The organism is Antrihabitans stalagmiti (genome assembly GCF_016482825.1).
Classification (GTDB): Bacteria; Actinomycetota; Actinomycetes; order Mycobacteriales; family Mycobacteriaceae; genus Antrihabitans; species Antrihabitans stalagmiti.
In genome coordinates this window covers 582,985-606,837 of sequence record NZ_JAEMNV010000001.1, presented here as the reverse complement: position 1 = coordinate 606,837, position 23,853 = coordinate 582,985, and the positions used below count along the sequence as shown (strand labels likewise).

Below are 23,853 nucleotides of genomic sequence, written 5' to 3'. Positions count from 1 at the left end.
TAGAGTCGCACCATGGTGGCTGGCGACCTCATCCCGTGGCTAATCGACTCCGATCCCGCGTTGCGGTGGCAGGTCGAGCGCGACCTGCTGCACGAATCGCCCGCGGTATGGGAGGCGACGCGAGCCAAGGTCGCAACCGAAGGTTTCGGTGCGCAACTTCTCGCTCGTCAGGACGCCGACGGGCAGTGGGCCGGCGGAGCGTTCTTTCCGAAAGACTTCGACCCCGACGGACCCGACGCCGCCGGAGGCGGGCAGCCGTGGACCGCGACGACGTGGTCGCTCAACTTTCTCCGGGAATGGGGGGTCGACTCCGCCGTGCTCCGTGCGCGTCGGACGGTCGAACTGCTCGAGGCGAACAGTCGGTGGGAATACGACAACCTGCCGTACTGGGGCGGCGAGGTCGATTGCTGTATCAACGCATGGACTGTCGCGAACGGAGTCTGGCTCGGTGCCGACATCTCCGGAATCGTCGAATGGCTCGTCGAGCATCGCCTGCCCGACGGTGGCTGGAACTGCGAGTGGATCGAGGGATCGACGCGATCCTCGGTCCACTCGACACTCAACTCGCTCAGAGGTTTGCTCGCGCACGAGATCGTAACCGGCGGAACCGAAGCGACCCGAGCCGCGCGGAAGTCAGGGGAGGAGTACCTACTGCAACGCGACCTCTTCCGCAGGCTCTCGACCGGTGAACCGATCGCGGCATGGGTCGACCACGTCGCGTATCCGTTGTTCTGGTTCTACAGCGTGCTCAATGCAGCCGACTATTTCCGCGAAGCCACTCGACTCGATGCCGCGCGACCGGACCCACGCATGGCCGACGCGATCGCCCTCATTCGTGCGTCGCGGCAGCCGGACGGTACGTGGCGCCAGGGTCGCCGAGTGCCTGGACGGATGTGGTTCGAGGTCGACGTCCCCGAAGGCGAACCATCCAAATGGCTGACTCTCTATTGCGCACGCGTGCTCGAATGGTGGGACGGTGAGTCCGAGCGATGAGCACACCGGATGACGATCGGACTCCTGAATCGTCGGCGTGGCACTCGGCCTGGAAAATTCTGGCCACACGCATCGACCTGGTGACGCCGATGGCGATTCGAGCAGCAGCAACGTTGCGGCTCGCAGACCTCATCGCCGGTGGCGCGGACAGTATCGAAGTGCTGGCTGGAAGGTCCGGAACCGACCCCGACGCACTGAGTCGTCTGTTACGGCATCTCGTGTGTCAGGGGGTGTTCGTCGAATCGCAGCCCGGCAGGTTCGGCGTCAACGATGTTGCGGCACTATTGCTTTCGGACCATCCCTCAGGAATGAAGAACATGCTGGACCTCGATGGCTTCGGCGGACGAATGGACGTCGCATTCACCGGACTGCTCCACACGGTCCGCACAGGACAACCAGCGTGGGAGACGGTTTTCGGTTCGCCCTTCTGGGAGTATCTCGCTGACAACGAGAATGTCGCTTCGTCGTTCGACGCCATGATGGCAAGTGGCAACGACTACTTACTCGATGCGGTCGGTGGCTACGACTGGTCTTCGGCGTCACACATCATCGACGTCGGCGGAGGCACCGGCGCATTCCTGGCGGAAGTTCTGCGCGAGGCCCCGACTGCACGCGGGACCGTCGTCGACCTGCCCGCCACAGCGGAGAGGGCGCGACAGTTCTTGGCAGAGCACGCGCTCACCGATCGTTGGGAGGTTGTTGGGCAGAGCTTCTTCGATCTATTGCCTTCCGGTGGCGACATCTATGTCGTCCGACGGGTTGTGCACGATTGGAGCGACGTCGAAGCGATAACGATATTGCGCCGGTGTGCGGAAGCGGCAGGCAGTGCCGGCCGGGTCGTCATGATCGAGTCGCGCGGCATCGCCGGTGACGATCCGGCCATGTTCGCCGAGATGAACCTGCGGATGTTGGTGCTGGCGGGTGGTCGAGAACGAAGCGTCGAGGACTACGCAGCGCTTGCGGCGGCTGCTGGGCTACGCGTAAATAGCACTCGCACAACCCCATTGGGACACATCGTCTTCGACTGCTCAGCTAGCTAGCCGTCACGCAACACAGAATTCGTTGCCCTCCGGATCCTGCATGACCCACCAGTGCCCGGCCGGACCCTTGTCGAACTCGCGAACGCGGGTCGCCCCCAAGCCTTCCAGCCGCCCGACGAGTTCGTCGAGACCACCGGGCTCGGAGTGCACATCGATATGCAGCCTGTTCTTGCCGGACTTGGCCTCGGGTACATCCTGGAACAGCAGACGCCGACCCTGCCCGACGCCGCTTGTCGGGTCGTACGGATCGTCGGGGTGACGGATTGCGGCATAGCCGCGGAAGGTTTTGCTGCCCCGATGTTCGAGGACCGCCTCGGCAGGGAGGTGGCCGGCCGACAACAACTGCTCGATGAGCGCGCTCGGATCCTCGACCTCGTAACCGAGTGCCGCGGCCCAGAAATCGGCCAGGACAGGTGCGTCCGCTGTGTCGATGACAAGCTTCCAGTTCAGTGCCATAAGTCCTGTATAGCCCGAGGGTCCGACAATTCGCTTACACCTTGGTTGCGGTGATGAGCAGATACTCGGCCTCGTACGCGGTGTGGCCGGGATCCGTGGCTTTGTTCCACTCGGTGAGCATTGCAAGGAAGTCACGGTCGAGGTCGGCGACGCGATCCGGCTGGTCCTGGTTGAAGCGGTACACCGCGATCGTGGGACCGTAGTTACGCTTCCAGTACTCCCGGAATTCCAGCGGGCTCGCGCAGTGGTCGATCAGGACTGTCTGACGACGCACGGTCACATCGGTCACCCGATCGCCGAACAGATTTCGAACGTAGGCCTCGTCGCCCCACATGGGGGGAGAGCCGGCACCGGCGGGCGGCGGCGGCGCGTACGGCTTCATCGTCGCGAACAGAGTGCCGAGGAAGCCAGGAGGAGTCCAGTTGATCATTCCGATGGTCCCACCCGGCCGTGCGACTCGAATCAGTTCGTCTGCGGTCAGTTGGTGATGCGGCGCGAACATTGCGCCGACGCACGACATCACCACATCGAAGTTGTTGTCCGCGAACGGCAATGCTTCAGCGTCAGCTTCGACCCACTCCACGTTGACGTTGCGGTCCGCGGCGAGTTCACGGCCGACGGCCATCAATTCGGGGGTCAGGTCGCTCGCTGTTACAACTGCGCCCGCAGCCGCGGCGGGGATCGAGGCGTTACCAGATCCGGCGCCCACATCGAGCACACGATCGCCCGGTCCAATGTGGCACGCCCGCACCAGTTCCGGGCCGAGCGCGGGAATCAGTTCGGCAGCGACCGCCGAGTAGTTGCCCGACGCCCACAGCGCGCGATGCTTTGCCTTCAGCTGGCGATCGGCTTCCTGTGCTGCCGGCGACATTGTGTGATCGATACTCATCGAATTCTCCCTGTGTCCTACGTGCTGATGTCCACTCAACAATCGGTGAAGACAGGGGAGGAAACATCGGGAGAAGATCCCTATTTTGCGCCGGCCGCAGTCACCTAGAGTCGGGCGGCGACAATGCGCGCAATCAGAGCAGGATGCCGGACTCTTTGGCTCGGCGGACCGCATCCCGTCGTTTGGTGACCTGCAGCTTGGCGAGAATGGCCGACACGTGATGGTCGACCGTTTTGACCGAAAGGAACAGTCGCTCAGCCAATTCCGCGTTTGTCAGTCCATTTTCGAGCAGTTGCAGAACTTCGATCTGCCGCGTCGTCAACCCTGCCGAGTTGGCCAACGTCGTTGCCCGTCGAGGCGCCGGAACGGTATGGGTGCCCTGGAGTCTGAGGTCGTAACGCACCTTCGCGGCGACTGCATCGGCGCCGAGTCGGTCGAGCATGTCGACGGCACGCCGGACAAGCGCCGGTTTGCGCGACTCGGCCATCGCGAGCGCCGCATCGTAAGGAGTCGACAGACGTTCGAAGAGGTCGGCGGCGGCTTCGAAGTCGCCGTTCAAGTACAGCCGATACGGAGGTGCGACGGTCTCGACAACAACCGGCACGCCTGCACGACACAACCACAGCGCCAATTCGCCTCGCGCCCACTCCAACCCAGTGACAGGCACGCTGTTCAGCAAAGCGCGACACTCGTCGAGGCGTGGGTCCGGCACCCCGCTCAACCAGCTCTTTTCGACGATGGCTGCAGCAACCGGCAGCATTCGGACAGGCTCTCCGTAGCGGCATGCGAGTCGCCACGCGTCGTCGATACCGCCGTCGTCGTCTCCGATTCGACGCAGCGTCACCAACCCGCGGATGAGGAGGGGCCACGTCCGAGCCAAAGGCGCACTCCGACGGCCCAAGACGGAATCCGCGTCGGCGAGTGCCCTGTTCCAGTCCCCGACAAGCAGTTTCAATCGACTACGCGCGCCGAGCTGGACGACGTGGCAGACCGGCAGATCATGCTCGACCATCAGCGGAATACAGAAGTCCAGTAGGTCCGTGGCCGCATCCAGATTTCTCTGCTCGACGTCGAAATAGCTCAGGTTGGTGTAACCGCTGGAATAGATTTCGTCGATCTGGCTAGGTCCGGCACGAAGCAATTCCAGCAGCTCCTCGCGCGCGATCTGTTGTCCCGAAACCACAGCGCAAATGCCTTCGACGAGCTCCACGCGCACCTGAAGTACGGAGTCGCCGAACTTGGCGGCAATGTCGCGCGCCTCTTCGAGCAATCGCTTCGCGAAATCGAGTTGCGTAGACTGAACGGCCAGGAATGCTTGGAACGCAAAGTTGTGTCCCAATTGCACGAGCCTCGATGGTTGGCCGGACCCGGCGGATCCGTCGAGCAGGGCGATCGCTGCCGCGATGTGGTCGTCAGCGACGGTGCGATTGGAGTTGTAGTACTCGTACTTCGCCAATGCGTTGTGGATCGCGCTCACCCCGAGATCCGAGCGCATCGCTTCGTGCAGGGTCATCGCTCGTTTGCACGCTGCGATAGCGTCAGCGAGTTGGTCGGTCAGGTAGTACTCCGCGGCAAGCAGTTCCAGCAATTCGGCTTCGACCTCGCTGACTAGCTTCGCTCCTCCGGAATCCAGTGCAATCTTGAAAAATTCCGTCGCCTGCGTGTGCGCACCCGTTCGTGCAGCCGCTCGACCAGCATCGGCCGCAGCCTCGGTGATCAAGGCGCGGTCGCCGGCTCCGAGTGCATGATGGGTGATGACGGCGGGGTCCGGATGTGGCGTCTTGTAGTGCGCGTCGATGAAGCGCCTGTGCAGGGCAGGTTCAGCCCCCGGTGGAATGACGCTGGTGACGGCAATTCGACACAGGTCGTGCCGGAACGCGACGCCGCGATCGTTTCTCTTGATGAGTTTCGCATCGTCGAGGGCCCGGAGAGCCGGCAGCGTGACACCGAGGTCGGTCAGCAAGTTGTCTGCGATTGCACCGGGCGCGCAGGTCAGTAGGTTCAGCAGATCCCATGCCGCTACGTCGAGGCCGGCGGTACGCGCGAGAATTGCGTCCCGCACGGTCGTCGGAAGATCACCCGTGCGGTGGTCGAGCATTTCGCACACGAAGAAAGCATTGCCTCCGGTCACTCGGTGCAACCACCCCGGATCGACAGACCTTTGTCCGACAAGACTTGTCACCGCATCCAACGTCAGTGGCGGGACGGTGACGGACAGCGCGTGCGGTGATCGCGCAACGTCACCGAGCAATCCACGCAGCGGATGGGTGACGCCGACCTCGTCGTCACGAGCCAAACCGATCAGCAACAGGTTCGTGTGCTGGACGCGCCTGAGCAGAAAGCGAAATATGTCGATCGTCGCTTGGTCGGCCCAATGCAGATCATCGATGACCAAAATCGACGGTTGCTCTTTGAGATCGTCGAACACGGCAGCAAAGATGTCGAAAGGTTGGTTGCCGTCGCGCAGCACCGCTCGCGCGGTGGGTCCGAATCGGTCTGCGACGTCGTGCAACGGACCGAGCGGTCGCGGAGTCGACAGCGGGTCACACGCTCCCCACAAGACACGCTCGTCGTCGCGCCAACTCTCGATGAAAGACTCGACGAACGCGGTTTTTCCACCACCGGATTCGCCGGATACCAGCACCGCACCGCCACGCCCGCCTCGTGCCTCGCCTGCGCGAGCCGCAAGTTCGCGGTATTCGTTCTCGCGCTCCGTGAGCCTCACCTCTGGGATCGACCGGCACCCGGACAAACCGAACAGACTTCGCGAAGAAGCAGTTGGCAGCGCGCCTACCAGGCGCTTTCGAAGATAGGGAACTTGTCCCCATGAACAATCTTCGTCGACCGCGCAGAGTCGAAATCGCCACCCGCCACCGCGGCGAACATGGTGAATCGAACAGGGGTAGAACATGAAGCGCTTCCTCATCGAGCGAGAACTCGCCGGCGCGAGTGACCTCACGGATGCAGAACTGGCAGCGTTCGCCACGAAGTCGACTGCAACGATCGCGTCGCTCGGTGTGCCGTATCGGTGGATCACAAGTTTCGTCGCAGGCAACAAGATCTACTGCGTGCACGAGACAGACGACGAAGACGCGATTCGCGAGCACGCCCGCCGCGGGGGATTCCCCGCGAACGTCGTAGCGGTCGTCGCGAACGAGATAGGGCCTTCGGCCTCGTGAGTCCTTTCGGAGGGTGGGACCGCCGAAAAGACGCACGAGCGGCGTAGCCGCCTAGGTCCGAAATTCCTCGGCGATGGTGTCGAGCAAGGCGGGATATCGCTTGGCTTCCGGATGTGAACCGGGCTTCCCACTGCTGACCACGGCTGCCGACAGATTTCGTTCCGGATCGGCCCACATCGCGATGTTGGTCAGACCGGTATGTCCGAATGCCGCGCTCGCATTTCGGCCGAACGGTCCGAATCGCCGCGACCCGAGCATGTAGCCGGTGCCCCAACGCAGGGGTACTCCGCCCGTTGCGATGTCGGGCCGCAGCCGTCGCTGCTGGACGACAGCGGATCGCAACGTCTCCGGGTTCACCACCCTCACCCCATCGAGTTCGCCACCGCGACGGAGCATTTCGGCGAATCGGCACAGTTCGAACGCAGTGGAGACCGTGTTCGACGACGGCAGTACGCCGGTCAAGAATTGCGGAGTGTTCGACCTGTCGATCGTCTGCGTCAGCGTGCCGCCCACCACTTTGCGGAAGGCTGCCTCAATGGCGGGCGGCGGCGGAGTACCGGTCGCATGGCTCGGCGCGATCAGTGGCACGTCCGCTTCGGTGACCCCGTAGTTGGTCCAGCGGAAGCCGAGCGGATCGAGAATCTCGTCTGCCAAGACCTCGCGAATGCCCTTGCCTGCCGCAGCCAGGACGAGTTCGCGGACCAGCGGACCCCAGGTGAGCGCGTGGTAGATGTGCATCAGACCCGGACGGTGAATCGGTTTCAGCTGCGCGAGCATCTCACGGGTGTAGTCGCTGTCCTCGGACCGGCGAAGGTCGAACCTAGGCCCCCTGAAAACCGGTACGCCCGCGCTGTGCGTCAACACGTGGCGAATGGTGGTGCGATCTTTGCCATGGCTCGTGTAGGTCGGTAGGTAGTCGCACACGTGGTCGTCCAGAGACATAACGCCACGCTCGATCAGCAGGTGAACGACAGTCACCGAAATCGCCTTGGCCGTCGAATAGACACAAAACGGTGTGTCCGTCGAAACGGCAACCTTCTCGGAGTTCGCGGGATCCGTCGGGCCGTTGCCCCAGCCGTGCCCGATCGCCCTGTTGAGCACCACCGCGCCGTTGTGGCGGATGCACACCTGAATCGCCGGGTGCATTCCGGCGCGGTACCAGTGTTCGGCGGAGCGCCAGATTCGTTCGACGGCGGCGGGTTCGGCGCCTGACGGATCTTCGTCGCCGATGTCGGTCACGGCAGCGAGATCGGCGACGACGCGGATCCTGCCGTGCAATTGCGAGCTCACCTGGGTCACGCGACTCACCCTACGGCGGGCCTTCGGAAGGCCGGGCAAACAGCGCTCGACGTCGCTGGAGTACAACCACTAGCTGGGACCCGACCGATGAGTTCGCACGGCATCGACGGTCCTAGTTGTCGGAACGTAGTCGACCGACCGAAGGAGAACTTGTGAGCGACGTTTGGCAACTGGTACACGCGGAGCGTGCTGCACTGATCGCCGACCTCGAGAAGCTCGACGACCAGCAATGGGACAAGCCGTCACTGTGTGGAACGTGGACGGTGCACGATGTGGTCGCTCATCTGATCGACACCGCCAAGACGACCCGACTAGGTTTCGTCGTCGGTCTCGCTCGTGCGCGGTTCGACTTCGACCGTCAGAATGCCCGCGGCGTCGATCGTGAGCGCGGTGCCTCACCGCAAGCGACCCTGCAGCGATTTCGCGACGTCGTGACGCGGACCTCGACGCCGCCGGCTCCGCTCGACAGTCGGCTCGTGGAGGCAATCGTGCACGGTGAGGACATTCGGCGTGCGTTGGGCTCGACGGGTGTGTACCCGATCGATGCTGTGGTCAGATCGATTCGATTGCAGGCCAACACGTCCGCGTCCTTCGGCGGCGCCAAAGAGCTGGTGGCACGTTGTCGTTTCACCGCTACCGACGCCGACCTGTCGCTCGGCGAAGGCCCTGAAGTTCGAGGACCCGCACTGTCGCTATTGCTGGCCGTGTGCGGGCGTCGGACGGCGCTGGACGATCTCGACGGACCGGGAGTCGCGGCGTTGGCGGCGGCACTTGGCTGACGGTATGTCACAAAGCGGTGCGGGCCGGCGTCGTATGGGGGATAGGTCCGCGCGCGAAAGGGAATCGATTATGGCCGAGCACATGGAAGCCGCGACGAAGGCGTTCACCGAACAACGGAATCTGCTTTTCACGATTGCGTATCAGATGCTCGGCTCGGCGGCGGACGCTGAAGATGTGCTGCAGGAAGTCTGGCTGCGCTGGGTTGACGTCGAACTCGACGAGGTTCGGGATCAGCGCGCCTACCTCGTCCGCGTCACAACCCGGCAGGCTCTGAGTCAGTTACGTCGGGTGGGCAGACGCCGAGAGTCCTACGTCGGCAACTGGTTGCCCGAGCCGCTGCTGACGTCGCCCGATGTGGCCGAGGACGTCGAACTTGCCGACAGCGTCTCGATGGCGATGCTTCTCGTGTTGGAAACTCTTGCGCCAACCGAACGCGCGGTCTTCGTCCTGCGAGAAGTGTTCGCGTTGGAGTACGACGAGATCGCCGAAGCCATCGACAAGAATCCCGCTGCTGTGCGCCAGATTGCGCATCGAGCACGGGCACACGTTGCTGCGCGACGACCACGCGGACCAGTGTCGGCGGCAGCGTCCCGACACGCCCTGGACGCATTTCGACGGGCGATCGAGACCGGTGATCTGCAGGGCCTCGTCGACGTCCTCGCCCCGGACGTGGTTCTGCTGGGTGACGGTGGCGGTGTTGCGCAGACCGTTCCGCGACCGGTCGTCGGGGCAACGCGGGTTGCGCGTTTGCTCGCGGTCGGACTGCCTCGTGTCGCAGGCCGGTTTACCGTCGAGCCGGCGCAGATCAACGGCTGCCCAGCGTTGATCCTTCGACTCGACGGGGAGATCGACGACGTCGTCGCCGTGCGGATCGACGACGGCCTGATCAGCGGGCTCTACATCGTGCGCAATCCCGCGAAGATGTCCCGTGTGGAGCAAGAGACAGCTTTGACGCGGTGAGTTGAACCGAACGGGGGGTTGGTCCGTTCCACCTCGTATGGCCGTCGAATCCTCCGCACGTCGCTTCGGTGTTGCCTTCACACCGATGGAAACCAGACGTGACGTCATTGTCGCTACAGCGCGCCGAGCCGAAGAACTCGGTTTCGAAATCTTCTCGCTCGCCGAGGGTTGGGGTCACGATTCGACGTTGCTGCTGACGGAGGTCGCGCTGCAGACGTCGCGAATTTCCCTGGTATCAGGGGTGCTATCGGTGTGGAGTCGGACTCCGGCTGCGCTCGCGATGAGCGCAGCGACTCTCGACGAAATCAGTGGAGGCAGAGCGATACTCGGCCTCGGTGCGAGTAGTCGGGCAATGACCGAGGGGCTGCACGACATGGCGTTCGAGCGTCCGGTTGCGAAGCTACGAGAAGTCGCGGGCGAGGTGCGGTCCATACTTGCCGGCGACGTGTCCATATCGACCCGTCGCGACAGGCACGCCCTATGAAACTGGGAATTGCTGCGGCGCCGGACCTTCCGATCTGGATCGCTGGCAGCGGCAAGCTGGCGACGCGTGTGGTCGCCGAGCATGGCGACGGTTGGTATCCGCTGTTCCTCACCCAGGAGCTTCTTCGTGAGCGCGCCGGTGAAATCACGAGTCTGCGCGTGGGCCGTCCGCCGATCACGGTCGCGGCCGGACCGTTCGCAGTCGCGGATGCCGACCCGCAGGTCGCGCGTGCCATTGCTGCCAGTTGCCTCGCCTGGTACATCTGCGCCATGGGTGACGGCTATGCGGAACTGCTTGCCGACCAAGGATTCGGCGACGAGGTGCAGGCCATTCGGGACGCCAATCCGCGACCCAGCCCGACGCGTTCGATCGTTCCGCCGGAGGCGGAGGCCGCGCTGGCCGCGTTCACAGCCCATGGAACCCCCGACCAGGTGCGTGCGACATTCGACCGCTGGGCACCCGACGCCGATATCCAAATGGTCGTCCTTCCGGCCGGAATATCCTGGGAGACAATCGAAACAACTTTGGTCGCCGCTGCCGGATGATCGAGCAGGTGATCGGTATGGCATTCTCGTTTCGTGGCCGACCGTCCTGATGTACCGCGCGAATGGGTGGAGCGTCTCCGCGACATTCTCGGTCGATTTCCCAGCTGCGAAGAAGAATCGGCCTGGGTCGGCATTAGGTGGCGAGTCGGCAGTTCGACCGTTGCCCACGTGTTCGGCGGTGAGGACCAGCTGTTTCGGATTCTCTTCCGCTCCGAACCGTCGGAGGTGCTGGCGTTCGAAAACCTTGGGCCGCCGTACTTCAAGACCGAGTGGGGCACCAACACGGTCGGTCTGATCATCGACGACGAGACCGACTGGGACGAGCTCACCGAGATGTTGACCGACTCGTACTGCCTGCAGGCGCCAGCTCGGTTGGCCGAACAGGTCGAGCGGCCTGGCGACTGAAATCCCGCGGGGGGGGTGATACGCAAGTGGCTACTTGCGTATTGTGGTCGGTGTGGCGGACGTATTCAGAGCACTCGACGATGAGACAAGACGCCTCATACTCGACGAACTGGCCGCCAGTGACGGACAGACGCTGTTCGAGATCTGCACCTTGCTCACCATGCGCCACGGGCTCAGTTCGACACGACAAGCCATCTCTCAGCACCTCGCTGTGCTCGAGTCTGCGGGACTTGTCGTGACGGAGCGTCGAGGCCGATCGAAGTTCCATTTCTTCAACAGTGAGCCACTCGCTGCGATAACGCAGCGCTGGCCAGTAGCCGAGAAAGGCTCCAGCACATGAGAATTGAATTGACCAGCATCTTCGTCGACGATCAACGGGCCGCGTTGGCGTTTTACACAGACGTTCTCGGCTTCGTCAAGCATCACGACGTGCCGGTGGGGGAGGACGCCTGGTTGACCGTCGTATCGCCCGATGCACTGGACGGGCCCGATCTCCTGCTCGAACCGGCAGGGCACCCGGCCGTCAAGCCCTATCGCGACGCGCTGGTTGCCGATGGGATTCCGTTGGCGCAGTTCGCTGTCGACGACGTCGACGCCGAGTACGAACGATTGACCGAAGCCGGGGTTGTATTCACGCAGCAGCCGACCGACATCGGCGTCGGGACGGTCGCCGTCTTCGACGACACCTGCGGCAACCTGATTCAGATGATTTCGATGAAGCCGGAGGCTCAGTAGCAGATCACGCCGTGGCAGTTCGCTGTGCCACCGCGCTTACCGCTATGACGCCGCCTTGCGGGTCAGCGATCACTGCGTTGCGGAACCCTGGTGTGTCCATCGGACCCATGAGGACTGCGCCGCCAAGGCTGACGGCGTGCTCAGCGAAGGCATCAGCGTCGACGACGGCGAAATTGATACTCCAGTGCGGCGGCACAGTGACGCCGTCCGTCGCCGTCACGACGCCAACCACCTCGCCCCGCAGGATCCATTTCGAAAGTCCGGCACCTGGAACCGAGGCGAGTTCCCACCCGAATGCTTTGCCGTAGAACGCTTCACTCGCGCGAGGTCGGTGGTGTGCAGCGAACTCATCGCCCAGGAGTTCGGCTCGCCGACCACCTCGGCTCCGCTGTGCTCGCCCGATTGCCGCAAACCGAACGGGACGCCAGTGGCGTCGGTAAGTATGCCGACCTCGCCGCCGAAGCTAGCGGCCACCGGTCCGACGACGCGCGTGCCTCCAGCCTGTTCGGCGAGCGAAAGAGATTGCGCCACATCGTCGACGCCCACACAGGTCATCCAGCCGACCGGAGTCGACGACGGCGCCTGACCGATTCCAGCGACTCGCTTCCCGCCGAGGCGGGCCGTGAAGTACTCACCTTCCAAACCTGTTGGCATCGCGGTCGGTTCGTCGAAAGTCCAGCCGAAAAGCTGGCCGTAGAACTCGGTCGCCGCGCGCGGATTCGACTGGAATGTCTCCACCCAGCGCGGCGCTCCGGGCGAGGATGTGTCTCGCTCCGCCATAAACTTCAATCCCTTCTTCGTTTGGTCGATCAGTGCGTGATCACTACCTTGACCACGACAATCGCCGCAGCAAGACCAGCGGTCACAAGTCCTGCGATCACATATCGCAGTGACAACCCGTTCCCTCGGATGCGCTGAGTAGCTATCTGCACACCTGCTATTCGGACGATAACCACTGCGCCTGCCAACAACTGTGCCCACAGTGGCGACATCACACCAAGCCAACCGAGCAACAGAATGAATGCCGGTATAAACGCCGACGACGCGATAGGCACTGCGTCACGGAGATGTTCGCCCAAATGAATCCGACGGGTGTCTTCGTTCGAGTTCTCATCCGAGTCCGGGATGTTCGAATGCGCAACCATGTCTGCGAAGATGTGTGCGACGAATGTGGTCGCCGCAGTCCCGAGCACCAGCGCCGCGGCCGAACCGTCCTCGATGCCATCCGGCGTCGCTATCGCAACGGACGCACAGGTCAAGATATTGCCGTAGATGTACGCGGACAACCTGTTAGCGGCCCGGCCGGGCGGTAACGGACCACCCCGGCGCTGCACGACGCGGTCGTAGATCGTGCTCCCATTTTCAGTCATTGCGGGCGACGTCATAAATAGATGGTCCCAGGCCGCTGCCGTGGGTCGGGCGCCGGTGCATCGCTTCTCCGATAGCTTTGACCAATGGACATGGTCGCACTTGCGCTCGCGTCGCCTCGCGGTCGATTCTTTGCCGCGAATGTCGCGTACAAATGCAGTAATGACGACAGTGCCTATTGTCGGCCGATAGCCCCGGAACATGTTCGCGACGTAGTCAGGGCAGTCGATATCCGGGCTGTTGCGAAGTTGTCCGAATGGGATCTGCTCGATGCTTTGTCGCTCGCCACAGACTTTGCGCGCTACTGGCAGCCGCCGGACGAAGAGGACGTGTTGTTCGCGGACCCAGAGGTGATCGAGGCACTGCGCCCAGTTATCGCCGCAGCATTGGATTCCCCGCACGCTCGGTGGTGGGTGGAGCCCGTCGACCTCGAGAATCAGCGCTACGTCTTGCACCCGTATTCGATCGATCAGTGGCCGGAATCCACTGCGCCGTACCGCCCTTCGGAAGACCACCTGAAACTTTGGCTGGAGCGCGCTCTTCAGACAGAAGCTCGGTTCCGGCAGGACCGCGTTGATCGTCCCAACAACACGATGGGCGGTGAATGGTGGTCAACCCCTGCGGGTGGCACTCTGTCGACTAGCAGGTCCCGGGACGGACTCGGCGCGCTCGAGTTGATGCTCGAGGAGGATTCGTCCGGCTGTGGCGAAGCCCGAGTGTGGCCGGTGCAGGTCCACGGCACACCTCGGGTCTACGAAATTGCGAATCCGACGGACTGGGCCAGCCTCGTCGATTCGTATCCGTTTGCGGTCCCCGAATCGAGGCGTTCCGTCTGGTTGTCGACGACGGGTGAGCGGCACGATTGGTTCATTCCGGACTGGCTCGCAGTGGCCGAAGACTACGACGCCGTGCATCTCAGCATCTACGGCTACCTGACGACCCCTGGTCTCGCAATTCCGTTGTCGCACAATCCGCGTGCCACTGTCCTGGCCGGTTGGAACCCGGACGCGACATGGTGGCTGAACAATGCCGTCATTACCGCCGAGGACGAACCCACGCTGTGGAGGCGTAGCGACGAAGGTTGGCGGAAAACGTAAATCCCGCGCGGATTGCAAGGTTCGCTACGTTGCGGATTGCGATTCGGCGTGAGCTTTGAGGGCTGCCAAGGTTCCCGGCAGCCCATGCAGTGCATGGTTGTCCCGCAGCCGGCCGACTGGACCGGACCAGCGGAGCGCTCGGTTGAACGCCGACGTGTAGGACCATTCGCGATACTCGGTAAGCAACGTGCCACGCTCGTGAGGCTCTAGTCGATAACCCCACCGTGGTCCGACGATGTGAACTTGAAACTCGAAGTGCTCGAATGGATTCGACACCGTGACCTCGCACGGCGTTGCCCACACCACCGGCCCGATGCGATTGACTCCGACGAACCAGGCACCGACCCGGGGACCCGCTACGCCACCCAGCCAGCACCCGCTACGGTTCTCCGAACTCCATCGGCCCATGCCGGAAATATCTGTGACCAAGTCCCAAATCTGTTGCACCGGAGCGTCGATGACTACCGACGCCTGATCTGTCATGCCGGTATCGTCGCGACTTCGATCAACGCCTTCAGGCGGCTCTAGAAACCGTCGAAGGGTGGAAGCAATGTCGCCAATCATCAATGACTCCCTCATCTGCGATCGCTGAGCAAGCCAGCGAGCGGGCTTCTACTGCGGCATCGTTCGAGTGGAATTCACAACCAGAGCCCAGTCGGCGAAGCACATTCGGCAGATCTCGAGGATATCGCTGCGGGCAGATGAATTCGCCTGGTCTCATTTCATGTCCATCACGTCCAGGGTCAGTCCGCCGTTGTCACCGGGAACAAAACCTTGTTCCGCGAGCGCGACGTGGTGCAGTCGGGTGACGATCCGAAGTGCGCCCGCATCTGCTGCATCGTGCACGATCGCGAAAACGAGTCTGCGCAGCACGTCGTCCGGCACATCGGGGAGTACCTCGATCACATCGACGGATGCAACACACTTTCGGGCATCGGTCGCTGCCAAATCGGCGCCAGAACGGATGGAAACAGTTCATCATGAAACAGTCCCGACCGGAGATGGAGCGCAGATGGGTGATCAGACACTGAGTCGTTTCGGTATTCCGTACATGACCGACGAGGCGACCGCGAACATTCAGAAGTTGTTCGAAGGCGAGCCCTTTCAGCAGATGTCCATCAAATCTGCCGACGATATCGCCAAGATGAAGGCGGCGGGAGCTGTCGGTGCACACGTTCTCGACGAGATCAGTGCGCATATCGTCCCCGGAATCACCATCCGAGAGATCGATCAGCTGACCCACGATCTGATTGTCGGCAAATATGGCGCCGAAGTTGTTCGGCTTGCCGTGAAAGCGTCCGGCACCGGAATGGCCCACGCGGACAACATATCTGCCAGCTATGCGCTCAACGACGTGGTTGCCAATGCGCCGGCCGACGAGCGCGCGCTCCGAACAGGCGATCTGTTCGGAATGGACATCAGTGCGCGCAAGGACGGCTGGTCGTGCGACACAGCCAGGCGATGGATCGTCGGCAATGATGCGTCGCCAGAAATCACGGGACTGTATGCGGCAAGTCTGCAAGTGATGTGGCACGTGATCGGGTTGGTCTGACCGGGTGTCACACTCAACGAAATCGGCTATGCCGCAACGACTTTCGCCGAATCACATGGCTACAAGATCATTCACACCTTCCCCGCAGTCGGACACAGCATCGGACGTGAGCACAACGACGGCTGGTTCATTCCGTGGAAGTCCGGCGGCCTGAACGAAGGGCGCGTAGTCAAACAAGGCATGACGTTCAGCATCGAGATCTACCTGACCACCGGGTCCGGTGAGATGCGATTCTTGACCAACGAAGTGGCCAGCTTGGTCACAGCTGATGGCGCGCCGGCCGCGTACTGGGAACACATCGTCGCCGTGACAGCGACGGGGTGTGAGGTCCTCGACCTTCGTGCAGGTGAAGACCCGGCCTGGGCCGAGGTCAGAGGTATCCGCGGAGAATGAGATTCCAGTACACCCTGGGGAGCACGTAGCGATCGAACGCCCATGCCGTGCGGCGCGGCTTCAGTGGGTCGAGAAACGAAGGCACAGAGGAACTTATCGAGCCGGTCCGATCGAATTCGCCCGCGATCAGCTTATGGTTGTCGATTGCGACGGGTGCGACGGTGTAGCCGTCGAATGCGGCCATGTCGCCTCCACTTCGCGCTGCGAGGAGGTTGTCGACCAGGACCGCGATTTGTTTGCGCAGTGACCCACCCGACGGGTCCGTGTCCAGAGCGGCGCCGTCGCCCGCCGCCCAGATGTCGTCGTACGAGCGGTGTCTGAGGGTCTGCGGATCTATGTCGACGAGTCCGTTGGAGTCGTCTCCGGTCAGCTTCGACTCCTCCAACCAACGTGGACCGCGAAACGGCGGTACGAGGTGAAGTAGGTCGTAGTGCAGTTGCTGGGTAGTCCCGTCGCGGTGGCCAACCGTGATGTTGTCGTCGTCCGGGTTCAGCTCGGCTACGTTCGTGTCGTAGTGCACCACAACCCCTAGTTCGGCGAAAAGCGTGTTCAGCCGTTCGTCGAGTTCCGGCACGCCGAGGAGTTGTGGTCGGTCGATGACCAGGGTGATGGACACGCCGGGGATACGTCCCGTCCGGCGCCAGTGCGCAGCCGCGAGAAACAGTGGCTTGACAGTGGTTCCGGTGCAACTTACCGGCGATCGCGGGACCGTGAACACTGCGTGACCCCGAGAAGGCATGGCCTGCACTAGATCCCAGGTCTTCCCAGCAGTGTCGACATAGTTGCTGGTCGCCTTCGCCGAGTCGAGAGTGTCGTCGATTCGGGCCAATTCCTCTGTGTCCGGGACCAATCCAGGCCCCAGCACGAGATCGCGGTATCGGTACTTCCGTCCGGACTCACACGTGACAGTGCGAGCAGGCGCGTCGACGAACGCAGCAGAGTCGGCCAGCCAGGTACAGCCCTTCGGTGTGACCGACCGCTGGGTCCGTTCTGCGTCGCTCAGCGTCGCCTGACCGCCGCTGACATAAGACAACAGAGGACGGTAGGTATGCACCTTCTGCGGTTCGATGACGGCGACATCGGTCACGCCGCGACGCTTCAGTAAGGCGGCTGCGCTGATGCCGGCGTTGCCGCCTCCGATGATCAGGACGTCGAAGGTGCGGTCGATCCCGACGTCGCTGTTCTCCATTTCTCGGCAGTACCCGCGATGGGTCGGCCTCAACCCGTTCCCCGGCGGTCGGCGTGTGCCGAGTGTGCACCTTCCGTCGAAAAAATCGACTTGTGCGGCAGAGAAGTGCACACTCGCGCGAAGTGTTTCAGCCGAAGGAGTGTTGATGACCAAGTCCGACAAGATCGCATGTTTCGTCTACGCAGCCGTCGCTATCGCCGCCCTGGTTGGTACGCAGTGGGTCCTGATCGACTACATCGTTGGCCCTGGTGGCGTAGCAGATGCACTGAAAGCGACAGTCGACGGACACATCGCAACGTTCGTCACCATCGACCTGCTTGCCGTCGGTGTAGCAGCCACGGTATTTATGATCGTCGACGGCCGCCGCAACAAGATTCCGCTGCTCTGGCTCTACGTCGTGCTCGTCTTTGTGGTGGCAATCAGCGTCGCGTTCCCGCTCTACCTGATTGCCCGCACAAGGAAACTTGCAGAAGCGACTTGCTGATTGGTCAGCGGGGAGGCGTCAGTCTTGCCGGGTCCGCGGATCGACTATTGCGAGGGCAATTCATAGAATTCAGGCGAAGGAGACGCCTGTCAGCTCCTCGGATATCGTCCACAGTCGCGTTGCATTCTCGGTGTTGCGCAACGGCTTTCACAGCTTCTGCTCTCCAGGAGGGCCGCCGACGTTACCCGGCCACTGCGGACCGTAGAAGCCGCCGTCCTTCGATTCGGGCATCGTCGCCGCCATGACAGCGGGTAGCTTCGCGGTCTCGACGGTTCCAACGACGAGACCTCGTGCCGAGAACCAACGAATCAGTCGCACACCCAATGTGTCGTTGGCGCGTCCGACTTCCGGACGCGCTGCGAGGAGGCTGGTCGGAGCAACGCCGGGATGGGAGATGTTGCTCGAGATGCCCCATCCTGCTGCGCTGCTACGGCGACTGAGTTCGAGACCGAAGAGGCCGCATGCGATCTTCGACTGCGAGTAGGACTTCTGGCCGCTGTATTCGCGCTCCCAGTTCAGATCGTCCCAGTTGATCGCGCCGCTGCGGGCAGCGATGCTCGTTTGCGAGGTCACCCGTGCCTGCCCGGCTTCGAGCAGCGGAAGCAAGTGTCCCGTGAGTGCGAAATGGCCCAGGTGGTTGGTACCGAACTGCAGCTCGAAGCCGTCGGCAGTGGTCTGTCGCTCGGGCGGCGTCATCACCCCCGCATTGTTGACGAGGAAATGGATCGGGGCGCCATCGGCGATCAGCTTCTCACCGAGTGCCGCAACCGATGCGAGCGAGGACAGGTCCATCGACTCGAGCGTGAGCTTCGCATTCGGGTGCTGCGCGCGAATCTTGTCGACGGCGGCCTCGCCCTTGCGCGGGTTGCGGACGGGCATGATCACCTCTGCGCCGGCGCCGGCGAGTTTCGTCGCAATACCGATCCCGATGCCATCACTTGCTCCCGTGACCACCGCTCGTTTTCCCGACAGATCTGGGACGGCGATGTCGGTTTGCTTGCGTGACATGAGGTTTGCTCCTGACTTGAATCCGAGGTGCACCGGTTGGTGCTTGGCGACGACTTTGCCCGGTGCGGTCGGAGTTATCCACGGATCGACAATCCGTGGCTGAGCAATCGCGCAGGGAGAGAATGCATTCATGATCGATCGAGCGGGTCTTGCCGAGCTTCTTCGCAGTCGTCGGGACGCGTTGCAGCCGGGGGACGTCGGACTACCGCGTGGACAGCGACGCCGCACCGCCGGATTGCGGAGGGAGGAGGTCGCCGCTCTGTGCCACATGTCGACCGACTACTACGCGCGTCTCGAGCAGGAATGTGGCCCAGAGCCTTCCGAGCAGATGATCTCCTCGATCGCGCAAGGTCTGCATCTTTCGCGCGACGAGCGCGACCATCTCTTCCGCCTCGCCGGGCATCAGCCGCCGGCAAGGGGGTCGGGCAGTGACTACGTCAGCCCGGGAATGATGCGGATCTTCGACCGACTCGCCGACGACACCGCAGCCGAAATCGTCACCGAACTAGGGGAGACGTTGCGTCAGACACCGCTCGGCGTCGCGTTGATCGGCGATGCGAGCCGATACACAGGACCGTCTCGCAGCATCGGCTACCGGTGGTTCACGGATCCGGCTACCCGCGCACTGCACCCGCCCGAGGATCACGAATTCTTCTCGCGCATGTATGTCTCGGGGCTTCGGGGTGTGCTCACTCTGCGAGGGCCGGGGTCGAAAGCCGCCCACCTCGCGGACTTGCTCACCACGCAGAGTGAGGAGTTCCGAACCCTGTGGAAGGAGCACGAGATCGGCATCGCACCGCACGAGGTCAAGCGGTTCTCCCATCCCGAAGTCGGTGCGCTGGAACTGAATTGCCAGACGTTGCTCGATCCGGCGCAGTCGAACTGGCTGCTCGTCTACACCGCGGTGCCGGGGAGTGAGAGCTACGAGAAAGCTGCAACTGCTGTCGGTCATCGGCGCTCAGACTTCGGTCTGATGTACCGCGAGCGAGGGGTCCGATTTCCGCCAGCAATCGAGAAGCGGTTGACCCAGGCTGGTGGACATGACAACAACGACAACCGTCCAGACGCCGTCAACGATCGCATTGATCACCGGCGGAAATCGCGGCCTCGGCTTGGCAACAGCTCGGTTACTCGGTCGTGGGGGCGTGACGGTGTTGATCGGCGCCCGCGACGAAGTGCAAGGCGAACGCGCCGCGGCGCAACTGCGCGGTGAAGGCATTCTGGCGCAGGCGATTTCGCTCGATGTCACGTCGGAGAGCAGTGTCGAATCGGCCGCCGACGATATTTCCGCTCGCTTCGGCAGAATCGATATCCTCGTCAACAACGCGGGCGTACTGCCCGAGGCGACTCGGCCGGTCGAGTCGCCACTGGATCTCTCCGCATTCCGAGAGACGTTCGATACCAACGTCTTCGGTGCTGTAACTATGACGAAGTTCTTCCTGCCACTGCTTCGCAAATCTGCCTCCGGACGAATCGTGAACGTGTCGAGCACGATGGGTTCCCTCAGTGATCAATCCGACCCGCGCTCGCAGTACTACGGCCAGGTCGTGCCTGCGTATCAGATGTCGAAGGCCGCACTCAACGGGTTGACCGTTGCGCTCGCAAAATTGTTGACCGGAACGTCCATCAAGGTGAACTCGATTTGCCCCGGCTGGGTCCGAACCGACCTCGGTGGTGCCGCCAACCGCGCGGCGGCACCCACGGATGCGGCCGACGCCGCAGAGATTGTGGCCGACATGGCGCTACTCGGCAGCGACGGCCCATCCGGGCAATTTTTCGACCGGATGGGCAGCGTCGCGTGGTAGTCCCTCTCTAATTCGACCCCATCGCGCTCGAGAGCAACACGCCATCGACCGTTGCCACCCCCCGCGCCGACCGGTGCTCTCCAGCGCCAATTCGGTAGCGCAGCAACAACGATCAGGGGTGACGATCGTGGATACCCGGTGGTTGCCGAATTTGTTCGCGGCCTTTGCTCAGTTGAGCGCGAATCCGAAGATCGTCCAGTCGTTGAGTATGTGTGCACCGGTCGAGACCCAGATGTTCTTGGTGATGAGGTACCCGAGCGTCAGGATCAATCGCACTATGCCTATTCCGACGACTGCCTGGACCACATTCCAGTCATAGGTAGGCAGATGGACCGCACCGAAGATCAGCGCGGTAACGAGCCACGCGGCCAGCATCGCACTCCGTCGTGACCACTGCAGCCGCGAGTGAAAGGTAGTACATCAGCGCAAGTAGCGGCAGGATCGTGAGTAGTTCCTCGCCGAAGAGTTGCGGCACCGCTTGCACCATGAAGAGGACTTTTTCGGTCGTGGTTGCGTCGGCAAGTGCGTCCGCACCCGGGTTGTCCTTGGCGCCAACGAGTTTCACAAGAACCTACCCGACGACCACGGTGACGACGACGTTGAGAATCCAGATCCCGAGCATCAGGAGTACATCCCGCAAGCTGACTCTGCGGAAGATCGCGGTCCAGTGTTCGGGTGCGACGTGGCGCAGTGCGAGAAGTGGAATCAGCGGCAATGCGATGACTGGGATCCAGTGGCCCCATGCGCCACCGAGGCCCCACAACGACACAACGGCGAAACCGGCGACGATCGCCGCCATAACGAGCCACCACTGTCTACCGGTGATGACCTGCGGAATCCCGTTGTAGTACGGAATGTCGGGGTCTGGCAGCGTCGGTGCAGCGGCTTGCACGTCGTTGGTCATCGAGCGCCCCGGATTGCCAGAGGGAATCAGTCAAGTAGCAATCTAGACCTCGATCAGCGTCAGCGCGGGTCCTTCATAACGCCGGTGTAGCGCCGCCCTCTTGCGGGTACTGCTCTGGAATCGACTAGGCGAGGAGTAGGCATGAAGGATTTCGAGTTATCAGATGACGCAGTCCAGAAATTGGACGAGCAGCTCGAAAAGACCGAGGCAGACAAAGACGAAGAAAAGCAGGACGGGGACTCGGTGAAGCAGACCATCGAGGTACCGACGGAAACGCCGGAGGACGAGGCCGCGGAAGTAGTGCAAACGCAGTACAAGGAGAAGTCGGGTCTCGAACTCGACGGCGAAAGTGCGCGCGAGATCGTAGATACCGCACGGGCGGGCAGCACATCGGCGGATAGCGGCTCGGACTCGGATGCAAACAAGGACACGGATGCAAACAAGAACACGGAGTCCGAAGAGCACTCGGTGAAGGCCGAGTCCTCGCGCGATACAGACGGGTAATTCCCGCTCGATGCGGTGCCGAATTTACTGGTAGACGCCGGAATCCGAAAGCGCGATCATCTAGCGATGAACGAGCCAACGGACATTTCGTACCGTCTGTCCAGACGCAGTCTTTTCACAGGTGCAGCAGCACTCGCAGTGGCTGGATGTGCGGGAGAAACATCGGAACCCACAGCAGCTGCAACCTCGACACCAGCAGGCCCCGCAATGACTATCGAGAACGATGTCGACCTCGAGCGCGCATTGCCGTCGCTGTCGAATTGGGGGAGGTGGGGGCCCGACGACCAACTCGGCACGCTGAACTACATGACGCCGCAGACCAAACTCGCAGCTGTGGCGGAAATCCGGACCGGACGAGTAGTGCCATTCGGACGAGAGATTTCCTCGACCACACCGAATCTTCGCGACGTCACGTACAAGATGAAGCGCTACGACGATCCATTGCCCGACGAAGCGGGATGCATCGACGAAATCGGCATGACCTACCACGGATTCGCGGTCACGCATATCGATGCCCTTTGCCACATATTCACGCCAGAGGGCAAGCAGGGGATGTACAACGGCTACCCGGTCGAAGACGTCACACCGACTGGAGCACGTCGCCTCGGAATCGAACGCATAGGAGAAGTCGGCATCGTCGGCCGCGGCGTCCTGCTCGACGTCGGTGAGGTGCGCGGTGGGTCGCTACCTGTCGGATCGGTTATCCGACCCGAGGATCTCGACGCCGCTGAACGGCTGCACCAAGTCCAGGTCGGCGAGGGTGACATCGTGTTCGTTCGCAATGGCGGTGGCACTGACAACACCTTCCAGCGTGGTTCCGGTCTGCATGCCTCCTGCCTGCCGTGGCTACGCGAGCGCCGTGCGTCGATCCTCAGCAGCGATTCCGACAGCGACGTCCACCCGCCGATACCCGGATTCGAACGCTGGACCGAACCGATGCACATGGTCCTGATTCCGTATCTCGGCATGCCCATACTCGACAACACCGAACTCGATGCTCTCGCGGAAGCCTGTGCCGCTGAGCAACGTTGGGCGTTCTTCGTAAGTGTCAGCCCGTGGCGTTTCAAAGGCGCGACAAGCTCGCCAGTCAATCCGATTGCGATATTCTGACCTACGCTAATGAGTGGGTCAGAATCCTCGAGGAGGTTCGCAATGCCGGACACCACCTGCCACATGTCGATCTCACTGGACGGCTTCGTCGCCGGGCCGGACCAGAGCCGCGACGACCCACTTGGCAAACGAGGGCGAGAACTGCACGGTTGGCACATCGGCGATCCACGAGCCACCGAAGCAGACAAAACCGCGAACGGTTGGCTGATGCGTCCACGCGGCGCATATGTGATGGGGCGCAACATGTTCGGCCCTATCCGCGGGGACTGGGACGAAGACTGGTCCGGCTGGTGGGGTCCCGAACCGCCCTATCATGCACCGGTCTTCGTGCTGACCCATCACCGCCACGATCCGATCGAGATGGAGGGAGGGACGACGTTCCACTTCGTCACGGACGGCTTCGACGCGGCTTATTCCGCAGCATGTGAGGCCGCGGGGGACAACGGGGTGGACATCGCAGGTGGAGCGTCGACTGTCCGACAGGCCCTGATCGCCGGCGTTGTCGACGAACTCACGCTCGACATCGCGCCCGTCCTGCTCGGTTCGGGCGAGCGCATCTTCGACGGGGTCGAGTCCTTCGGCTTCGAGCCTGCCGAGGTGCTGCACTCACCGTTGACCACCCACATCCGCTACCGCCGAATCACCTGACTCAGCGGCCCCCGCCCCCTGCGCAC

At 62.4% G+C, this 23,853-nt stretch carries 25 protein-coding genes and 5 pseudogenes; 17 read left to right on the top strand and 13 right to left on the bottom strand.

Features of this window, described 5'->3' with window-relative positions:
* Nucleotides 1–12 precede the first annotated feature (12 nt).
* Both JGU71_RS02780 and JGU71_RS02775 read left to right on the top strand, forming a co-directional pair.
* A complete protein-coding gene (locus JGU71_RS02780; RefSeq protein WP_199701735.1) occupies nt 13–993 on the top strand; it encodes a prenyltransferase/squalene oxidase repeat-containing protein in 981 nt (326 codons plus the stop codon).
* Complete coding sequence (locus JGU71_RS02775; protein WP_199701734.1) at nt 990–2,033, top strand: methyltransferase; 1,044 nt, start codon at nt 990–992, stop codon at nt 2,031–2,033. Before JGU71_RS02780 ends, JGU71_RS02775 begins: the two co-directional genes overlap by 4 nt.
* A gap of 3 nt (nt 2,034–2,036) precedes the next feature.
* Here JGU71_RS02775 and JGU71_RS02770 read toward each other — a convergent pair whose 3' ends face one another.
* The 3 genes from JGU71_RS02770 to JGU71_RS02760 all read right to left on the bottom strand — a co-directional run bounded on the left by JGU71_RS02770 (nt 2,037) and on the right by JGU71_RS02760 (nt 6,103).
* Nucleotides 2,037–2,489: a VOC family protein gene (locus tag JGU71_RS02770; RefSeq protein WP_199701732.1), complete on the bottom strand. Its 453-nt coding sequence runs from the start codon at nt 2,487–2,489 to the stop codon at nt 2,037–2,039.
* 34 nt (nt 2,490–2,523) lie between these two features.
* Entirely contained in the window at nt 2,524–3,378 is an 855-nt protein-coding gene (locus tag JGU71_RS02765) for a class I SAM-dependent methyltransferase (protein ID WP_199701730.1), read from the bottom strand.
* A 133-nt stretch (nt 3,379–3,511) separates the two neighbouring features.
* Entirely contained in the window at nt 3,512–6,103 is a 2,592-nt protein-coding gene (locus JGU71_RS02760; RefSeq protein WP_199701728.1) for an ATP-binding protein, read from the bottom strand.
* A gap of 184 nt (nt 6,104–6,287) precedes the next feature.
* Here JGU71_RS02760 and JGU71_RS02755 point away from each other — a divergent pair, with 184 nt between their 5' ends.
* Nucleotides 6,288–6,557: a DUF4242 domain-containing protein gene (locus JGU71_RS02755; protein WP_199701726.1), complete on the top strand. Its 270-nt coding sequence runs from the start codon at nt 6,288–6,290 to the stop codon at nt 6,555–6,557.
* 51 nt (nt 6,558–6,608) lie between these two features.
* On the opposite strand, the gene lipE is transcribed toward JGU71_RS02755, so the two are convergent.
* Nucleotides 6,609–7,847, bottom strand: a complete 1,239-nt coding sequence (gene lipE / locus JGU71_RS02750; RefSeq protein ID WP_307829491.1) for a lipase LipE — start codon at nt 7,845–7,847, stop codon at nt 6,609–6,611.
* Nucleotides 7,848–8,008: 161 nt separating this feature from the next.
* Here lipE and JGU71_RS02745 point away from each other — a divergent pair, with 161 nt between their 5' ends.
* The 6 genes and pseudogenes from JGU71_RS02745 (at nt 8,009) to JGU71_RS02715 (ending at nt 11,765) form a co-directional block, all read left to right on the top strand.
* A complete protein-coding gene (locus JGU71_RS02745; protein ID WP_199701724.1) occupies nt 8,009–8,635 on the top strand; it encodes a maleylpyruvate isomerase family mycothiol-dependent enzyme in 627 nt (208 codons plus the stop codon).
* A gap of 70 nt (nt 8,636–8,705) precedes the next feature.
* Complete coding sequence (locus JGU71_RS02740; protein WP_199701722.1) at nt 8,706–9,596, top strand: RNA polymerase sigma-70 factor; 891 nt, start codon at nt 8,706–8,708, stop codon at nt 9,594–9,596.
* Between the two features lie 37 nt (nt 9,597–9,633).
* Nucleotides 9,634–10,625, top strand: a pseudogene (locus tag JGU71_RS30520) (LLM class flavin-dependent oxidoreductase).
* A 33-nt stretch (nt 10,626–10,658) separates the two neighbouring features.
* Nucleotides 10,659–11,030, top strand: a complete 372-nt coding sequence (locus JGU71_RS02725) for an MmcQ/YjbR family DNA-binding protein (protein ID WP_199701716.1) — start codon at nt 10,659–10,661, stop codon at nt 11,028–11,030.
* A gap of 52 nt (nt 11,031–11,082) precedes the next feature.
* Nucleotides 11,083–11,370: an ArsR/SmtB family transcription factor gene (locus JGU71_RS02720; protein ID WP_372433078.1), complete on the top strand. Its 288-nt coding sequence runs from the start codon at nt 11,083–11,085 to the stop codon at nt 11,368–11,370.
* Entirely contained in the window at nt 11,367–11,765 is a 399-nt protein-coding gene (locus JGU71_RS02715) for a VOC family protein (protein WP_199701715.1), read from the top strand. The genes JGU71_RS02720 and JGU71_RS02715 overlap by 4 nt, the downstream gene beginning before the upstream one ends.
* A 4-nt stretch (nt 11,766–11,769) precedes the next feature.
* On the opposite strand, the gene JGU71_RS29655 is transcribed toward JGU71_RS02715, so the two are convergent.
* The 3 genes and pseudogenes from JGU71_RS29655 to JGU71_RS02700 all read right to left on the bottom strand — a co-directional run bounded on the left by JGU71_RS29655 (nt 11,770) and on the right by JGU71_RS02700 (nt 13,150).
* Complete coding sequence (locus JGU71_RS29655; protein ID WP_233528726.1) at nt 11,770–12,123, bottom strand: VOC family protein; 354 nt, start codon at nt 12,121–12,123, stop codon at nt 11,770–11,772.
* 65 nt (nt 12,124–12,188) lie between these two features.
* A pseudogene (locus tag JGU71_RS29650) lies at nt 12,189–12,545 on the bottom strand (VOC family protein); the annotation flags it as partial.
* Nucleotides 12,546–12,574: 29 nt separating this feature from the next.
* Entirely contained in the window at nt 12,575–13,150 is a 576-nt protein-coding gene (locus tag JGU71_RS02700) for a hypothetical protein (protein ID WP_199701712.1), read from the bottom strand.
* A 69-nt stretch (nt 13,151–13,219) separates the two neighbouring features.
* Between JGU71_RS02700 and JGU71_RS02695 the strand changes: the two genes are divergently transcribed.
* Nucleotides 13,220–14,230, top strand: a complete 1,011-nt coding sequence (locus tag JGU71_RS02695; RefSeq protein WP_199701711.1) for a hypothetical protein — start codon at nt 13,220–13,222, stop codon at nt 14,228–14,230.
* A 24-nt stretch (nt 14,231–14,254) separates the two neighbouring features.
* Here JGU71_RS02695 and JGU71_RS02690 read toward each other — a convergent pair whose 3' ends face one another.
* Both JGU71_RS02690 and JGU71_RS02685 read right to left on the bottom strand, forming a co-directional pair.
* Entirely contained in the window at nt 14,255–14,713 is a 459-nt protein-coding gene (locus JGU71_RS02690; RefSeq protein WP_199701704.1) for an SRPBCC family protein, read from the bottom strand.
* A 234-nt stretch (nt 14,714–14,947) separates the two neighbouring features.
* Nucleotides 14,948–15,136 carry a hypothetical protein gene (locus JGU71_RS02685; RefSeq protein ID WP_199701702.1) on the bottom strand — a complete coding sequence of 63 codons (189 nt, stop codon included), beginning with the start codon at nt 15,134–15,136 and terminating at the stop codon, nt 14,948–14,950.
* A 58-nt stretch (nt 15,137–15,194) separates the two neighbouring features.
* On the opposite strand from JGU71_RS02685, the pseudogene JGU71_RS29645 reads away from it, so the two are divergent.
* Nucleotides 15,195–16,175, top strand: a pseudogene (locus tag JGU71_RS29645) (M24 family metallopeptidase).
* On the opposite strand, the gene JGU71_RS02670 reads toward JGU71_RS29645, so the two are convergent.
* Nucleotides 16,153–17,364, bottom strand: coding sequence for an NAD(P)/FAD-dependent oxidoreductase (locus JGU71_RS02670; protein ID WP_199701692.1), 1,212 nt, complete (start codon nt 17,362–17,364; stop codon nt 16,153–16,155). The pseudogene JGU71_RS29645 and the gene JGU71_RS02670 overlap by 23 nt on opposite strands.
* Nucleotides 17,365–17,509: 145 nt before the next feature.
* Between JGU71_RS02670 and JGU71_RS02665 the strand changes: the two genes are divergently transcribed.
* Nucleotides 17,510–17,848: a DUF2834 domain-containing protein gene (locus JGU71_RS02665; RefSeq protein WP_199701690.1), complete on the top strand. Its 339-nt coding sequence runs from the start codon at nt 17,510–17,512 to the stop codon at nt 17,846–17,848.
* Between the two features lie 69 nt (nt 17,849–17,917).
* Here the strand turns inward: JGU71_RS02665 and JGU71_RS02660 are convergent.
* A pseudogene (locus JGU71_RS02660) lies at nt 17,918–18,856 on the bottom strand (SDR family oxidoreductase).
* Between the two features lie 130 nt (nt 18,857–18,986).
* Between JGU71_RS02660 and JGU71_RS02655 the strand changes: the two are divergent.
* Both JGU71_RS02655 and JGU71_RS02650 read left to right on the top strand, forming a co-directional pair.
* Nucleotides 18,987–19,830: pseudogene (locus tag JGU71_RS02655) on the top strand (helix-turn-helix transcriptional regulator).
* A 66-nt stretch (nt 19,831–19,896) separates the two neighbouring features.
* On the top strand, nt 19,897–20,661 hold the full coding sequence (locus JGU71_RS02650; protein WP_233528579.1) for an SDR family oxidoreductase: 765 nt from the start codon (nt 19,897–19,899) through the stop codon (nt 20,659–20,661).
* Nucleotides 20,662–20,829: 168 nt separating this feature from the next.
* On the opposite strand, the gene JGU71_RS02645 is transcribed toward JGU71_RS02650, so the two are convergent.
* A complete protein-coding gene (locus tag JGU71_RS02645) occupies nt 20,830–21,060 on the bottom strand; it encodes a CPBP family intramembrane glutamic endopeptidase (protein ID WP_267908354.1) in 231 nt (76 codons plus the stop codon).
* Nucleotides 21,061–21,232: 172 nt separating this feature from the next.
* On the bottom strand, nt 21,233–21,565 hold the full coding sequence (locus JGU71_RS02640; protein ID WP_199701678.1) for a hypothetical protein: 333 nt from the start codon (nt 21,563–21,565) through the stop codon (nt 21,233–21,235).
* Nucleotides 21,566–21,706: 141 nt separating this feature from the next.
* Here JGU71_RS02640 and JGU71_RS02635 point away from each other — a divergent pair, with 141 nt between their 5' ends.
* The 3 genes from JGU71_RS02635 (at nt 21,707) to JGU71_RS02625 (ending at nt 23,827) form a co-directional block, all read left to right on the top strand.
* A complete protein-coding gene (locus JGU71_RS02635; RefSeq protein WP_199701676.1) occupies nt 21,707–22,069 on the top strand; it encodes a hypothetical protein in 363 nt (120 codons plus the stop codon).
* 207 nt (nt 22,070–22,276) lie between these two features.
* Entirely contained in the window at nt 22,277–23,179 is a 903-nt protein-coding gene (locus JGU71_RS02630) for a cyclase family protein (protein WP_199701674.1), read from the top strand.
* Between the two features lie 42 nt (nt 23,180–23,221).
* Nucleotides 23,222–23,827 carry a dihydrofolate reductase family protein gene (locus tag JGU71_RS02625; protein WP_199701672.1) on the top strand — a complete coding sequence of 202 codons (606 nt, stop codon included), beginning with the start codon at nt 23,222–23,224 and terminating at the stop codon, nt 23,825–23,827.
* Nucleotides 23,828–23,853: the final 26 nt, after the last annotated feature.

Bases quoted from the DNA above. Each gene is read 5' to 3' on its own strand.
- JGU71_RS02665 (WP_199701690.1), top strand. From the start codon at position 17,510: ATGACCAAGTCCGACAAGATCGCATGTTTCGTCTACGCAGCCGTCGCT.
- JGU71_RS02690 (WP_199701704.1), bottom strand. From the start codon at position 14,713: ATGACAGATCAGGCGTCGGTAGTCATCGACGCTCCGGTGCAACAGATT.
- JGU71_RS02635 (WP_199701676.1), top strand. From the start codon at position 21,707: ATGAAGGATTTCGAGTTATCAGATGACGCAGTCCAGAAATTGGACGAG.
- JGU71_RS02695 (WP_199701711.1), top strand. From the start codon at position 13,220: ATGGACATGGTCGCACTTGCGCTCGCGTCGCCTCGCGGTCGATTCTTT.
- JGU71_RS02670 (WP_199701692.1), bottom strand. From the start codon at position 17,364: ATGGAGAACAGCGACGTCGGGATCGACCGCACCTTCGACGTCCTGATC.
- JGU71_RS02715 (WP_199701715.1), top strand. From the start codon at position 11,367: ATGAGAATTGAATTGACCAGCATCTTCGTCGACGATCAACGGGCCGCG.
- JGU71_RS02775 (WP_199701734.1), top strand. From the start codon at position 990: ATGAGCACACCGGATGACGATCGGACTCCTGAATCGTCGGCGTGGCAC.
- JGU71_RS02630 (WP_199701674.1), top strand. From the start codon at position 22,277: ATGACTATCGAGAACGATGTCGACCTCGAGCGCGCATTGCCGTCGCTG.
- JGU71_RS02650 (WP_233528579.1), top strand. From the start codon at position 19,897: ATGACAACAACGACAACCGTCCAGACGCCGTCAACGATCGCATTGATC.
- JGU71_RS02640 (WP_199701678.1), bottom strand. From the start codon at position 21,565: ATGACCAACGACGTGCAAGCCGCTGCACCGACGCTGCCAGACCCCGAC.
- JGU71_RS02765 (WP_199701730.1), bottom strand. From the start codon at position 3,378: ATGAGTATCGATCACACAATGTCGCCGGCAGCACAGGAAGCCGATCGC.
- JGU71_RS02625 (WP_199701672.1), top strand. From the start codon at position 23,222: ATGCCGGACACCACCTGCCACATGTCGATCTCACTGGACGGCTTCGTC.
- JGU71_RS02755 (WP_199701726.1), top strand. From the start codon at position 6,288: ATGAAGCGCTTCCTCATCGAGCGAGAACTCGCCGGCGCGAGTGACCTC.
- JGU71_RS02780 (WP_199701735.1), top strand. From the start codon at position 13: ATGGTGGCTGGCGACCTCATCCCGTGGCTAATCGACTCCGATCCCGCG.
- JGU71_RS02770 (WP_199701732.1), bottom strand. From the start codon at position 2,489: ATGGCACTGAACTGGAAGCTTGTCATCGACACAGCGGACGCACCTGTC.
- JGU71_RS02740 (WP_199701722.1), top strand. From the start codon at position 8,706: ATGGCCGAGCACATGGAAGCCGCGACGAAGGCGTTCACCGAACAACGG.
- JGU71_RS02700 (WP_199701712.1), bottom strand. From the start codon at position 13,150: ATGACGTCGCCCGCAATGACTGAAAATGGGAGCACGATCTACGACCGC.